Raw genomic sequence first — 13,864 nt, forward strand, 5'->3', positions numbered from 1 at the left:
GTGCTATAGTCCTGCGTGGTCAGGATGGCGCCGCTGGCCTTGTCATAAACGGTCTTGGTGCGCACGCCGCCCTTGGTTGCCTCGACCGTGATGCGGGTGGCGCCTTCGCGCACTTCAACCGCGCTATAGCTGCCGTCTTGATAGGTTGGCAGTACATCTGCCACGGTGATGGCGGCCTGTGCCACAGCGGCGCTTAGAACAAAGGCAGCGCCAAGGATCAGGGCTTTGGTTGTCGAAGTCATGGGATATCTCCTGTTAAAAATTTTCGGGTCACTCTGTGGGCTGCACGCTGCAACCATGCGCCAGAGATGGCCCAGACCTGCCGCCAGAGCTATTGCCCGAAAGGCCTATGCGTCGGCAATGGACCAAAGGTTTGTGGCCCTAAACCAAAGTTTAGAGGCAATTTCCCAAAGAAAAAGCGCGCAGCCCTGTGCAGGCGCGCGCTTTAAGTCTTTGATAACAGGTACTTTAGATCTTCATATCAAAGCCAAGGTGCTTGGCCACGGTGAAGATGTCTTTATCGCCGCGCCCGCACATATTCATCACGATGATATGGTCAGCCGGTAGGGTCGGCGCGATTTTCATCACATGGGCCAGCGCGTGGCTGGGTTCCAGCGCGGGGATAATGCCCTCGAGCTTGCAGCACAGCTGAAACGCTTCAAGCGCTTCGGCGTCGGTGATGCTGACATATTGCGCACGCTTCATGTCGTGCAGCCAGGAATGCTCTGGCCCGATGCCCGGGTAATCCAGCCCTGCCGAGATCGAGAAGCCTTCCAGAATCTGGCCGTCGTTGTCTTGCAACAGATAGGTGCGATTGCCGTGCAGCACGCCGGGGCGGCCGCCGGTGAGGCTGGCGCAATGCTCCATGCGGTCGTCCACGCCTTTGCCGCCCGCCTCGACACCGATGATATTCACCGATGGATCGTCAAGGAAGGGATAGAACAGCCCCATCGCATTCGAGCCGCCGCCAATGGCCGCGATGATGGTATCAGGCAGGCGGCCTTCGCCTTCCTGCTCGGGCAGTTGCCAGCGCACCTCTTTGCCGATGATGCTTTGGAAATCGCGCACCATCGCAGGGTATGGATGCGGGCCCGCCACCGTGCCGATGCAATAGAACGTGTCGCGCACATTGGTCACCCAATCACGCAAAGCGTCGTTCATCGCGTCTTTCAAGGTGCCACGACCCGAGGTGACGGGAATCACCTCTGCGCCCAGCAGCCGCATGCGAAAGACGTTCGGCGCTTGGCGTTCGACATCATGTGCGCCCATATAGACCACGCATTGCAGGCCGAATTTGGCGCAAACGGTGGCGGTGGCGACGCCGTGCTGACCCGCGCCGGTTTCAGCGATGATGCGGGTCTTGCCCATGCGCCGCGCCAAGATGATCTGGCCCAGCACATTGTTGATCTTATGCGCGCCAGTGTGGTTCAGCTCGTCGCGCTTGAGGTAAATCTTAGCGCCACCAAGATGTTCGGTCAGGCGCGGCGCGAAATAGAGCGGGCTGGGCCGGCCGACGTAATGCTTCCACAGATCTTCCATTTCCGCCCAGAAGGTCGGATCGGTCTTGGCAAATTCATAGCGGGCCTCAAGATCAAGGATCAAGGGCATCAGGGTTTCAGAGACAAACCGTCCGCCGAATTTGCCAAAACGCCCCTGCTCATCTGGGCCGGTCATAAAGCTGTTCACGCCGTCTTCCATCGCTGCTCTCCCATCTTGTTGACTTGATGTAGCGCCCTTGGGCCGCGACGAAAAGGGGGGCTGTCTGCCCCCCACCGGCTTTGGCTGCGCCAAAACCGCCCCCCGAGGATATTTTTAGACAGATGAAGGCTTAAAGCCAGGCATCGCGGCCTGTGCCGATGGCTTGGGTCAGGCTGGTGTAGCCGTCGCGCGCCAGAAGCTGATCGAGGCCGAGGGCGATGTCAGAGGCGAGCGAGAGGCCTTGGTAGACAAGCGCGGAGTAAAGCTGCACCGCCGAGGCACCGGCGCGGATTTTGGCATAGGCCTGATCGGCCGAGCTGATGCCGCCGACGCCCACCAGCGGCAGTTTGCCGTCGGTGAGGCGCGAGAGCTGTGCCAATACGCGGGTGGATTTTTCAAACAGGGGCGCGCCCGAAAGCCCGCCGGCCTGATCGCGCTGCGGGCTTTGCAGGCCCGCGCGCGACAGTGTGGTATTGGTGGCGATAATGCCCGCAATCCCTGCCGCCAGCGCCACTTCGGCGATTTCGGCCAGCTCATCGCTGGTCAGATCGGGGGCGATTTTCAGAAAGATCGGGATCTTGCGCGCAAGGTCATCGCGGGTTTGCATCACGCCGCCAAGCAGTGCGGTCAGGGCGGCGCGGCCCTGTAGATCACGCAGTTTTTCGGTATTGGGCGAGCTTACATTCACCGTGGCAAAATCAACATAGGGGCCGCAGACCGCCAGCACATCGGCAAAATCGGCAGCGCGATCGGCAGAGTCCTTATTGGCGCCAAGGTTCAGCCCCACCGGCACCGTGCCGCGCTTATACAGCGCAAGCCGGGCCGCAATCGCCACAGCACCCTGGTTGTTAAAGCCAAAGCGGTTGATCACCGCGCGATCTTGGGTCAGGCGGAACAGTCTTGGCTGCGGATTGCCCGGTTGCGGGCGCGGGGTCGCCGCCCCTACTTCGACAAAGCCAAAGCCCGCACGACACAAGGGACCGATGACTTCGGCGTTTTTGTCAAAGCCTGCGGCAAGCCCGACCGGATTGGGCAGCGCCAGCCCCGCCAGATCGCAGGCAAGCCGCGACGAGGTGGGCGTGCCTGCAAGCGGCACCAGACCTGCGCCCAGCGCCTTGATCGACAGGCCATGCGCGCGCTCGGGGTCAAACCGGTGCAGGGCGGCAAGGCCCAATCGTTCCATCAGCTTCAAAACACACCTTCAGGAAAAATATGACCCGAGTGGCCCAGTGGTAGAGATTTGTCCCACAACACATCTGTCAGCAGCAGGCTGCGATAGAGATGCGGGAACATCGCCCCCCCGCGCGAGGCTTCCCATTTCAGCGCCGCGCCCAGCCGGTCGGCCTCGCAGGCGACCAGCACAAGATCGCTGAGATCACCGAAATATTTTGCGGCGGTTTCTGCCAACTGCGGCGCGGCAGAAAAATGGATGTAGCCATCGGCCAGATCAATAGGCGCGCCTGCGGTCTGACCTGCGGCGCGAAAAGCATCCCATTCGGGGCGAAGAAAGATCTTATATATCACCATAAGCGCCTCATGCCCTGCCGCGTTCCTGCGGTCAAGCGTCATGCCAGCGTCATATCTGCCGCCTAGGGTTTTTGGGACTGCGGCTTTGACACAAGCCGATCAAACCCGCATTGTAACAGAATTGTAAAATATCCCCACCCCTCAAGCGGAGATCCCCATGACCCATTTTTCTTTGAATTTGCGCGCCTGCCTGCTTGGTGCGGTTGCAGCCCTGCCACTGATGGCGGCGCCTGCGCTGGCTGAAACCGTGAAGCTGACCCTGCTGGGGGTGGGCGATGTCTATAGCTTTAGCGAATCGGGCGGGCGCGGTGGTTTTGCGCGCCTGAACGCCGTAGCGCGGGCCGAGCGCGCGGCCAACCCCAATACGCTTTATGTTTTTGACGGCGATATGCTGTCGCCTTCGCTGATTTCGGGCTTTGACAAGGGCCAGAACACCATTGATCTGACCAATATCGTGCCCTTTGACCTTGCGGTTCCGGGCAACCATGAGTTCGACTTTGGGCCGGAAAACTTTGTCGAAAAGCTCAAGGCCTCGAAATATCCTTGGGCTGCGATCAATATCACCCAAGCCGACGGCAGCCCGGTTGCGGGTTTGGGCGGCGTGATGGTGAAAGAGGTGTCTGGGCTGAAGATCGCGCTGATCCCTGTGGCGCAAGACACCTCGCCCAGTGTCGCCTCGACCGGTGATCTGGTGTTTTTGCCAACGGTTGAAACCGCAATTGCTGCCGCCAAGGCCGCGCGCGAGGCGGGGGTCGATCTGGTGGTTGGCGTGGTGCAGACCGATATGGAGAACGACCGCGCCCTGATCAAAAGCCATGCGTTTGATGTGGTGCTTTCGGGCGATGATCATTCCTATGCCACCGCCTATGATGGCGTGACGGCTTATGTTGAAACCTCGATCGACGGAAAATTCCTGTCGCCGCTGGATCTGATGGTGGATATTGGCGAAAAAGACGGCAAGCGCACGATCAAATGGGTGCCGAATTTCCGCTTTATCGATACCGCCAGCGTGACACCTGATCCGGAAACCGAAGCTTTGGCCGCAACCCTAGAGGCGGGGCTGGATAAGACGCTGAACGTGGAAATCGGTATGTCCGAGACGCCCCTTGATAGCCGCCGCAATGTGGTGCGCGGCGAGGAAAGCAGCATGGGCAATCTGATCGCCGATGCGCTGCGTGTGCAAACAGGTGCCGATATCGCCTTGATGAATGGCGGCGGCATTCGCGCTGATCGCACCTATGACGCGGGCGTCAAACTGACGCGCCGCGATATCCTGACCGAACTGCCCTTTGGCAACACCACGCAAGTCACCGCCTTGCCGGGGTCGCAAGTGCTTGCAGCGCTTGAAAATTCGGTCAGCCAAGTCGAAAAGGGCGCGGGCCGTTTTGCCCAAGTTTCGGGCCTAAGCTTTACCTATGACCCCACCGCCCCAGCCGGCGCGCGGGTGTCCGAGGTGATGATCGCAGGCGCGCCGCTGAACCTTGATACCGTCTATAAGGTTGCGACCAACGACTATTTGATTGGCGGCGGCGACGGCTATGCAGCGCTTGGCGGTGGCAAGCTGGACCCATCGCTGGGCGGGCATTTGGTGGCCAATGATGTGATGGCCTATGTCGAGAAAATGGGCACGGTGAAGCCCGCTGTCGAGGGCCGCATCAAGGTCTTGGGCAAGTAAGCGCCAAGCAAGAAATCTGCGGCGGGGATGTCAGATCTTCGCCGCAGCTTAGGCGCGGCGCAGCCTGATCACCACATCGACGCGCGACACCACCATGCCCGCAGGCGCATCGGGCAATTCTGCGATCACCAGATCTTCGGCGGGGGCGTCGGTCAGCTCGTTGCTGTCTTCCCAATAGAAATGCGGGTGATCGTCAATCCGGGTGTCGAAATAGCTGCGCGAGCCATCGACCACGACTTCGTTCAACAGCCCCGCCGCGCAAAACGCCCGCAGGGTGTTATAAACCGTGGCAAGACTGACCTTTTCGCCCGCATCGCCTGCCGCCGCATAAAGGCTTTCGGCAGTGACATGGCGATCCATGCCGTCGCCCACCAGCAATCCGGCCAAAGCAAGCCGCTGCCGCGTTGGGCGCAAGCCCCCTGCGGCCAACCAAGTCGTGCCCCGCGTCGTGGCAAGGGTGTGATGCGTTTTGCTGTCCATCAGCCCTTATATCGCGTTTTGTCGGGGATTTTCAAATGCTATTCGCCAGAGGGCCGTGCCAGCCGCCGCCAAAGCGCTGGCAAAACCGAAAAACTGACCGCCATCAGCCCGCCCCCTGCCAGCCATAACGGCACCGTCAGCGCCACAGAGCGCCCCAAACTTGGCTCGGCCCAGCCCACCATCGCCCCCGCAAGCGCCGTGCCCAGCGGGATCATCCCCCACGCCAGCAGTCGGTAAATGCTATTGACCCGACCTCGCAAAGCATCCGGCACCAAGCGTTGCCGCAGGCTGACCGACACGATGTTCCAAGTGATCCCCGACAGCTCAAACACGAAAAAACACCCCGCCAGCCCCCAGCCGTTCGGCATCATCGGCACCATCAGCATCATGATTGCCGACAGCATCAGGGCCGCGGGCATCACCCGCCGCGCCCCAAACCGCGCGATGATCCGGTCCCCCACCAGCCCCGCCAGCGCCCCGCCCGCCGCCATGCCCATCAGCACAAAGCCGTAAGCCTGCGCAGAAAGCCGCAGATTTTCCTGCGCATGCAAGATCAGCGCAAAGGACAGCATCGCAAAGAACATGTTCCAAAATCCGGTGATCACCGCCAGCAGGCGCAACAGCGGCTGGCCGCGCAAAAACCCAAAGGCAGCGGCAAGCGCTGGCCGCCACGGCTCGGGCTTGCCACTATGCGGGCGAAACTCTCCCGAAAGCTGCGCCATCAAGACCGCCGCCACAGCATAGGCCAAGGCATTGATCGCAAAAGGCAAACCAAGCGCACTTCCCAACAGAAAGGCGCCAAAGGCTGGCCCAAGCATTTGATTGGTCACCGCCTCCAAGGTCCACAGCCGGCCATTGGCCCGCTCTAACCCGGCATCGGGCACCAGTGCGGGCAGCAGGGTTTGCGCGGCATTGTCGCGAAACACCTCGGCCACCCCCACCGTCAGGGCCGCCAGACACAGCGCCATGAACAGCGGCAGCGACACCACCCCCGCGGCAGGCGCTTCAGGCAAAGCCCCCGCCCCCCACAAAGCCCCCGCCGCCAGCGCAAAGGCCACAGCGCGCAAGGCGTCCATCGCCACCACCAACCGCCGCCGATCCAACTTATCCGCCACCAACCCCGCAGGAATCGCGAAAATCGCCCAAGGCAAGCGCAGCGCCATCGGCACCAGCGCAATCAGCGCCGCATCCCGTGTCAGAAGACTTGCCACCCAAACCCAAGCCAATGTCGCCACCCCATCGGCAAGATTGGCCAAGCCGCTGGCCCAGAAAAACCGTTGAAATTGCGTCATCTGCCCCGCCTGTGGTCTTTGCCTGCGATCTTGCGCCACGCCTGAGCCGCGTCAATCCCCGCTGCGCGCTTGCGTCCGCTTTGCGCCAAGTGTTACACCAAAGCCTAAAGCACCAGCCTATGGGAGAGCATAGAGGCATGAGCGGATTTCCAACATCCTTCGGCAAAGAAGACCTTCTGAAATGCGCACGCGGCGAATTGTTTGGGCCGGGCAATGCCCAATTGCCCGCGCCGCCGATGTTGATGATGGACCGCATCACCGAAATCTCGGGCGATGGCGGCGAGCATGGCAAGGGTCATGTGGTGGCCGAATTCGACATCACGCCGGAACTGTGGTTCTTTGACTGCCACTTTCCGGGCAATCCGATCATGCCAGGCTGCCTTGGGCTAGATGGTCTGTGGCAGCTGACCGGCTTTAACCTGGGCTGGCGCGGCTGGCAGGGGCGCGGCTATGCGCTTGGCGTCGGCGAGGTCAAACTGACCGGCATGGTGCGTCCTGATCGCAAGATGCTGACCTACCGGATCAATTTCACCAAGGCGCTGCAAACCCGCCGTCTGACCATGGGTGTCGCCGATGGCATCGTCGAAGCGGACGGCGAAGTGATCTATATCGTCAAAGATATGAAAGTCGCCCTCAGCGAAAGCTGACACGGTGGCAGCGCCCCCCATTTCGGGGGCGCAGGCCTGCCAAGCCCATGCCTCTTGCTCCTCGTGCCCCTAACCCTTAGATAGGAGGAAACACGAAGGGAGAGCGCCATGCGTCGCGTTGTAATCACTGGTCTTGGCATCGTTTCCTCGATTGGCAACTCTGTCACCGAGGTCGAGGCTTCGCTTCGCGCGGGCAAATCCGGCATCGTCTTTGCGCCCGATTATGCCGAACACGGCTTTCGCTCGCGCATTCACGGCCAACCCAATATCGTGCTGGAAGATCACATCGATAAGCGCGATCTGCGTTTTATGGGCGATGGCGCGGCCTATAACTTTATCGCCATGGCGCAAGCGGTGGCAGATTCGGGGCTGGAACCTTCCGATGTCTCGAACGAACGCACGGGTCTGATCATGGGCTCTGGTGGGCCTTCGACCAAGTCGTTCTTCAAGGCCCATAACATCGTGCGCGAAACCGGCAGCCCAAAACGTATGGGGCCTTTCATGGTCACCAAGGGCATGTCTTCGACCAATTCCGCCTGCCTTGCCACGCCGTTTAAGATCAAGGGCGTAAACTATTCGATCACCTCGGCCTGCTCGACCTCGGCGCATTGCATCGGCAATGGCACCGAGCTGATCCAGATGGGCAAGCAAGACATTGTCTTTGCTGGCGGCGGTGAAGAACTGGATTGGACGCTGTCGTGTCTGTTTGACGCGATGGGGGCGATGTCGTCAAAATACAACGACACCCCAGAACTGGCCGCCCGCGCCTTTGACGCGACGCGTGACGGATTTGTCATCGCAGGCGGTGGCGGCGTTGTGGTGCTGGAAGAATTGAACCACGCCCTTGCGCGCGGCGCCAAGATTTACGGCGAAGTCACCGGCTACGGCGCCACCTCGGATGGCTCTGACATGGTCGCGCCTTCGGGTGAGGGTGGCGAGCGGTCGATGAAGCTGGCGCTATCCACCCTGCCACAGGGCCGCAAGGTTGGCTATATCAACGCCCATGGCACCTCGACCCCTGCGGGCGATGTCACCGAGGTCAAAGCCATTCGTCGTGTCTTTGGCGAAGGCAACACGCCGGTGATCTCTTCGACCAAATCGCTGACCGGCCACAGCCTGGGGGCTACTGGCGTGCAAGAGGCGATCTATTCGCTGTTGATGCTGAACGGTCGCTTCATCACCGCGTCGGCCAATGTGACCACGCTGGACCCCGAGTTGCATGCGGCAGAAATTGCCACTGTGCTGCAAGAAAACGTCGATCTTGACACAGTTTTGTCGAACTCCTTCGGCTTTGGCGGCACCAATGCCACCCTATTGATGAGTAAATACTCGGCCTGAGTGCCGTTAAGAGGAGTGCCAGAATGGCCGATTTGATGAAGGGCAAGCGCGGGCTTGTCATGGGTGTCGCGAATGAACGTTCCATCGCTTGGGGCATTGCTTCCGCCCTTGCCGCCGAGGGGGCAGAGCTGGCGTTTTCCTATCAGGGCGAGGCCTTTGGCAAGCGAGTTGAACCGCTTGCAGCATCAGTCGGCAGTGATTTTCTGGTTGATGTCGACGTCACCAATGACGAAAGCCTTGATGGCTGTTTTGCGGCGCTGAAATCGCGCTGGGGCACGATGGATTTTCTGATCCACGCCATCGCCTTTTCGGATAAGAACGAGCTGACGGGCCGCTTTATCAATACCTCGCGCGGGAATTTCAGCAATTCGCTGGCGATCTCGTGCTTTTCCTTCATCGACGTCTCGCGCCGCGCCGCCGAGATGATGCCCGATGGTGGCAGCCTGATCACCCTGACCTATGGCGGATCGAACCGCGTGACGCCAAATTACAACGTCATGGGCGTGGCCAAAGCGGCGCTGGAATCGGCGACGCGCTATCTTGCCAATGATCTGGGCCCGCAGCAGGTGCGCGTTAATGCCATCAGCCCCGGCCCGATGAAAACCCTTGCAGGGGCTGCGATTGGCGGCGCGCGTGCCACCTTCCGCCATACCGAAGCCAATGCGCCGCTGCGATCAAACGCGACGCTTGAATCGATCGGTGGCACGGCGGTTTATCTTTGCTCGGATTACGGCAAATGCACCAGCGGCGAGATTATCCACGTTGACAGCGGCTATCACGTTCTGGGCATGCCGCAGCAAGACAACCTCTGACCCAAGCCCCCGCCCCTCGCCTGATCGGAGATGCCCTTGCTTGAATTCGGTCTTTCGCTGTGCCTGATGGCCGGAACTTGGGCAATCCTGCGCGACGGCTGGGTGGCGCAGGGTGGGCTACAAATTATCGGCTTTGACGCCAAGGCGCTGGGCTTGGGGGTGCTGGCACTGCTGGCAGCTTGGGTGCTTTGGGGCATCATGTTTGGCATGGCGCTGATCGTTGCCGTAATCATCCACGAATTCGGCCATGTCGCGGCCTTTCGCGTCTGCGGCCATTCTGATGCAAGGTTTCGGTTGATCCCGCTGTTGGGCGGCGTGGCGATTTCCAGCCGCGCGCCGGCCTCGGTTGACAGGTCGGTCTTTATCACCCTGATGGGGCCTGCGATCTGCCTTGCGCCAATGGCGCTTTGCTATGCCACCGCCCAGTTGATCTTTCAAAACGCCAGCAGCCTGCCCGCGTTTCAGCTGGCGCAATTTCTGTCGGTTTTGGCGATGGTTCTGGGGGCGCTGAATTTTTTCAATCTGCTGCCACTTTGGCCTTTGGATGGTGGCCGCATCACGCAAAACCTTGTGTACAGCTTTATCCCTGCTGCGACGCATAAGGCCTCGATTGCGATGACGGTGCTGGCAGCGGCCCTTTGCCTGATCACACGGTCTTATTTCCTGCTGTTTTTTGTGATGATCAGCTGGCCGAACCTGCTGCAATCAGAGCAGCTTTTGCAACAACAACGTCCGATGCCCAAGCGCAGCGCCCTGCTGGCACTTTTTGCCTATCTTGCAACCATGGCCGCCTTTTTCATCGGCGGCCAAGCGCTTTTGGCGCGGTTTCTTTAACCCCAAAGCTGAAACCGCGGCTTTTCTGCTGCACAAAACAGGCTTTTGGCGCCAGCCTTGCCTTTTTATGAACCGAAAATGAACGCGGAATGAACGGTCGATTAAGGCCTCTCGTAATGCGCAAAACCAGCCCCACCTTAGTTTCATTAAAGCAACCCAAGCCAACACTGAGGTCAAAAATGAAACTGAAATCAACCTTTGTTCTTTCCGCAACCGCGCTCTTGATGACGACATCTCTGGCCCTTGCCGAAGGCATGGCTGCGGATACGGTGATCGCCAGCCAGCGCGCCGCCTTGGCCGAAAACACCGCCGGCAAGGGCTTTGGCCCGCAATCGCCGCGCAACATTGATACGGTTGCCGGCAACAATGACCGCGTTTTCGCCGAAGCCCCAGCCTATACCGAGATGAACCTGTGCAACATCCACTTCCATGATGGTGCCGAGCATCAGGGCGGTGAGTTCACGCTTTTTGCCGGAAATGGTGATGGCGCGGGCTTTGGCACCGGCTTTAAATACGCGGGCAACCTGACCGAAGCCGAACTGGCCCCCTTTGGCAAAGCCGTTGGTGACAAGGGCCATGGCGGCTTGGTTTCGGGCGACACCATCGAGGTGCATTATGTCCACACCACCGCCCAAGTTACCCCCGGCCCAACACTTGGCGCTTGCCTGAGCGAGGCCATCAGCAACCCACAGCTGCGCGTTGAAACCCAAGTCTATGTGCTGGTCAACGACCCTGCCGCCGCAGATTTTGTCGCCCTGACCGCGCATGATGTCGTGGACGGTGTGCATCAGGCGATCAATATCCCCGCCAACACTGGCACCCCGGTGCAGTACGAAGGCTCGACCACCGGGCCGGGCTACAATGAAGTAGGCTCGCCGCTGCAAGTCTCGTGGAGCGTGCGGCCGCAGGTGGTCAAGGTGAATATCGCCAGCGTTGACGCTTGGTTCCAAAATAACGTCTTTGGCGAAGATCACGCGCATGGCGTGCGCAATCTGGTGGAAAACCCAGACCTGCTGTCGCCGATCAACTAAGCCTGTCTCGCCCCCCCTTTGCGTTTATGCGAGGGGGGGCGAAACCAATTGCAAAGCATTTGGGGCTAGGTATTAAGGCGCATGTTGTTTCGTACCAAGTTTTTCATTGCCTATGCTGCCCTGACTGCCGTGGCGATCAGCACGGCCTTGTTGCTTATCGTCTCGACCCAGCGCAATGACGCCAATCATCTGCGCAGCAGCCTCGCGCATGAAAGCCTCTCGGGGTATTTCCAGCTCTCGGCCTCGGTGTTTCGCACCTTCAAGCAAGCCCGCCGCGACCTGATCTCGGGCGACGGCAACTTTGCTTTTGACTTCGGACAAGCCGCGCAAGACATCACCGTCTCGTTGAACCAGATTGACGCCACCCTGCACCGAGAGGCAGCTTTGGCGGCAAACGCGCCCAACCTCGCCACTTTGGCCGATCTGACCCTGCTGCGCCATCAGATCACCGCCGCCCTCACCGAAATCGACAGCGCCGCCCAGATGATCCGTCGCGGCGAAATCGCTGCGGGTCGAGAAAAGGCAGTGGCAGTGTTGCAAGGTCAGGTCGATGTCAAAATCGCAACCCTGATCCAAGCCGCCACCACCGCGCAGCGCGCCGAGTTGAGCCAAGCTCAAAGCGAGATTCGCAGGATGCAAAGCTTTGCACAGGCCACGGCCTGGGCTGCAATGCTGATCGCAATTTTCTTGTCGGCGGCGATTTTCCTGACCTTACTGCGGCGGTTGCAGATTGGCTTGCGCGCGCTGGACATGGGGGCGAAAGCCATTGCCAATAATGATCTGGCCTATCAGATCACCCTGCCCGGTCGTGATGAGTTTTCCGCGGTGGCGCAAAGCTTTACCACAATGGCGCAGCAAATTCAGGTAAAGCAAGACGCGCTGGAGGCGGCCAAACAGGAGCTTGAGCAGCGGGTGGCCGAGCGCACAGCGGCACTTACGGCCGCACTTGCAGAGCTGCGCGAAAGCGACACGCTGCGCCGGCAGTTCTTTGCCGACATCGGCCATGAATTGCGCACCCCCGTCAGCGCCATTCGGGGCGAGGCCGAGGTGGCGCTGCGCAGCAAATCGGCCCGCCCTGCCGCGCAGGCCGCCGCACTTCGCACCATCGTCTCGATCACTGAAGAGCTGACAACCACCGTCAGCGACCTGTTCCTGATCGCGCGCGAGATGGCCGGTGTGCTGGACTTTCGCGCCGAGCAGGTCAATCTTGCCCATGCCGTCGCCCTGGGAGTCGAGCAGATGCAAAGCCTCTCGCTGCAACGCGAGGCTAGCATTGCTGTGGATCTTGGCCAAGGCGAGATCTTGATCCACGGCGATCGGGGCCGGCTTGCGCAGCTGGTGCGGATCTTGATTGGCAATGCCTTGGAACACGCCCCCGGCAGCGTCGCAATAAAAGTCGCGGTCGCCCGCCAAGACGGTCAGGCCCTGCTTTCGGTTTGCGACGATGGCCCGGGGATTGCCGAGCAAGATTGGCCGCGGATTTTTGAGCGCTTTGTCAAAGGCTCGGAGCGCCGCCAAACCGGCCGCACCGGCACAGGCCTTGGCCTTGCCATCGCTCGCTCGATCACCGCGGCGCATGGCGGCACCATCGCCGTGCAGCGCAGCAGCGCCGGTGGCGCCAAGCTTTTGGCCTGTTTTCCCCTGATCGAGGAGCCCGCAGCCCTATGAAACTGCTGCTGATCGAGGACGAAGAGCGGATTGCGCATTTCTTGCTGCGCGGCCTGCGCGAAGAAGGCCATCTGCTGGTCTGGGAGCGGGACGGTCTGGCAGGCTATGACGCCGCCCTCGGCCAAAGCTTTGATGCGATTATCCTTGATTTGATGCTGCCAGGCATGAATGGCCGCGAGATATGCCAAAAGCTGCGCGAGGCCGGGGTGCGCAGCAAAATCCTGATGCTGACCGCAATGGCGACCACGGCCGATTTGGTCAAAGGCTTTGGTCTGGGAGCCGATGACTACCTGACCAAACCCTTTGCCTTCGACGAATTGACCGCGCGGCTGCAAGCCTTGGCGCGGCGCGGCGAGATGGCACCGCCACGCCAGCCTCGGGCCTTACAAGCCGGCGATCTGCACTTTGACACCGAAGCCCTAATCGTCACCCTGAATGGCACCCAACTTTTGATGACCTCGCTGGAATATGCGCTGCTCGAGTTTCTGATGCAGGAAAAAGGCAAAGTTCTTAGCCGATCGCGGATTTTGCAGCATGTCTGGGGCGCCAGTGAAGACCCTCTGACCAATGTCGTCGATGTCTATATCAAACGACTGCGCCGCCATTTCGCCCCTTTAGGTGCCGCCGACAGGATTGTGACAATCCGAGGCCGAGGCTACCGCCTGCACGACCCCGCGCCCAACCCAAACGCCCCCGAAGCGTAAAGCATTTACCCAAACCACACGCATCGCCGCTTGAACTTGGCGACAGGAATGATAAGCACACTAGCGCAGGAAGTGTGGCCGAGTGGTTTAAGGCTCTAGTCTTGAAAACTAGCGTGCGGGGAACCGTACCGTGGGTTCGAATCCCACCGCTTCCGCCA

General features: G+C 60.2%; 13 protein-coding genes, 1 tRNA gene and 1 pseudogene. 9 read left to right on the forward strand and 6 right to left on the reverse strand.

From position 1 onward, the window contains the following. The 4 genes and pseudogenes from V7Q10_RS14705 to V7Q10_RS14720 all read right to left on the reverse strand — a co-directional run. Positions 1 to 242: pseudogene (locus V7Q10_RS14705) on the reverse strand (hypothetical protein); the annotation flags it as partial. A 226-nt stretch (positions 243 to 468) separates the two neighbouring features. Continuing rightward, complete coding sequence (trpB, locus tag V7Q10_RS14710; protein ID WP_333869892.1) at positions 469 to 1,698, reverse strand: tryptophan synthase subunit beta; 1,230 nt, start codon at positions 1,696 to 1,698, stop codon at positions 469 to 471. 130 nt (positions 1,699 to 1,828) lie between these two features. Beyond that, the gene (locus V7Q10_RS14715) at positions 1,829 to 2,890 is read right to left on the reverse strand and encodes a quinone-dependent dihydroorotate dehydrogenase (RefSeq protein WP_333869893.1); all 1,062 of its coding nucleotides are present in this window, start codon (positions 2,888 to 2,890) and stop codon (positions 1,829 to 1,831) included. Further along, complete coding sequence (locus tag V7Q10_RS14720; RefSeq protein WP_333869904.1) at positions 2,887 to 3,225, reverse strand: DUF952 domain-containing protein; 339 nt, start codon at positions 3,223 to 3,225, stop codon at positions 2,887 to 2,889. Before V7Q10_RS14720 ends, V7Q10_RS14715 begins: the two co-directional genes overlap by 4 nt. Positions 3,226 to 3,382: 157 nt before the next feature. On the opposite strand from V7Q10_RS14720, the gene V7Q10_RS14725 reads away from it, so the two are divergent. Next, positions 3,383 to 4,900 (forward strand): bifunctional metallophosphatase/5'-nucleotidase, encoded by a 1,518-nt coding sequence (locus V7Q10_RS14725; protein WP_333869894.1) that lies wholly within the window; start codon positions 3,383 to 3,385, stop codon positions 4,898 to 4,900. Between the two features lie 48 nt (positions 4,901 to 4,948). On the opposite strand, the gene irrA is transcribed toward V7Q10_RS14725, so the two are convergent. After that, the gene (irrA, locus tag V7Q10_RS14730; RefSeq protein WP_333869895.1) at positions 4,949 to 5,380 is read right to left on the reverse strand and encodes an iron response transcriptional regulator IrrA; all 432 of its coding nucleotides are present in this window, start codon (positions 5,378 to 5,380) and stop codon (positions 4,949 to 4,951) included. A 38-nt stretch (positions 5,381 to 5,418) separates the two neighbouring features. Further along, on the reverse strand, positions 5,419 to 6,672 hold the full coding sequence (locus tag V7Q10_RS14735; RefSeq protein ID WP_333869896.1) for an MFS transporter: 1,254 nt from the start codon (positions 6,670 to 6,672) through the stop codon (positions 5,419 to 5,421). Positions 6,673 to 6,809: 137 nt separating this feature from the next. Between V7Q10_RS14735 and fabA the strand changes: the two genes are divergently transcribed. From fabA to V7Q10_RS14775, 8 genes are all read left to right on the forward strand, one after another. Next, complete coding sequence (gene fabA, locus V7Q10_RS14740) at positions 6,810 to 7,319, forward strand: bifunctional 3-hydroxydecanoyl-ACP dehydratase/trans-2-decenoyl-ACP isomerase (protein ID WP_333869897.1); 510 nt, start codon at positions 6,810 to 6,812, stop codon at positions 7,317 to 7,319. 108 nt (positions 7,320 to 7,427) lie between these two features. After that, positions 7,428 to 8,657, forward strand: coding sequence for a beta-ketoacyl-ACP synthase I (gene fabB, locus V7Q10_RS14745; protein WP_333869898.1), 1,230 nt, complete (start codon positions 7,428 to 7,430; stop codon positions 8,655 to 8,657). A 23-nt stretch (positions 8,658 to 8,680) separates the two neighbouring features. Further along, positions 8,681 to 9,469 carry an enoyl-ACP reductase FabI gene (locus tag V7Q10_RS14750; RefSeq protein ID WP_333869899.1) on the forward strand — a complete coding sequence of 263 codons (789 nt, stop codon included), beginning with the start codon at positions 8,681 to 8,683 and terminating at the stop codon, positions 9,467 to 9,469. A gap of 36 nt (positions 9,470 to 9,505) precedes the next feature. Next, a complete protein-coding gene (locus tag V7Q10_RS14755; RefSeq protein ID WP_333869900.1) occupies positions 9,506 to 10,303 on the forward strand; it encodes a metalloprotease in 798 nt (265 codons plus the stop codon). A gap of 224 nt (positions 10,304 to 10,527) precedes the next feature. After that, positions 10,528 to 11,334: a delta-class carbonic anhydrase gene (locus tag V7Q10_RS14760; RefSeq protein ID WP_333869901.1), complete on the forward strand. Its 807-nt coding sequence runs from the start codon at positions 10,528 to 10,530 to the stop codon at positions 11,332 to 11,334. Between the two features lie 81 nt (positions 11,335 to 11,415). Next, entirely contained in the window at positions 11,416 to 13,002 is a 1,587-nt protein-coding gene (locus V7Q10_RS14765; protein WP_333869902.1) for a sensor histidine kinase, read from the forward strand. After that, a complete protein-coding gene (locus V7Q10_RS14770; RefSeq protein WP_333869903.1) occupies positions 12,999 to 13,706 on the forward strand; it encodes a response regulator transcription factor in 708 nt (235 codons plus the stop codon). Before V7Q10_RS14765 ends, V7Q10_RS14770 begins: the two co-directional genes overlap by 4 nt. 68 nt (positions 13,707 to 13,774) lie before the next feature. Next, positions 13,775 to 13,864, forward strand: a tRNA-Ser gene (locus V7Q10_RS14775).

It is taken from the genome of Cypionkella sp. (assembly GCF_036782355.1).
In the GTDB taxonomy this organism is placed as follows: Bacteria; Pseudomonadota; Alphaproteobacteria; order Rhodobacterales; family Rhodobacteraceae; genus Cypionkella.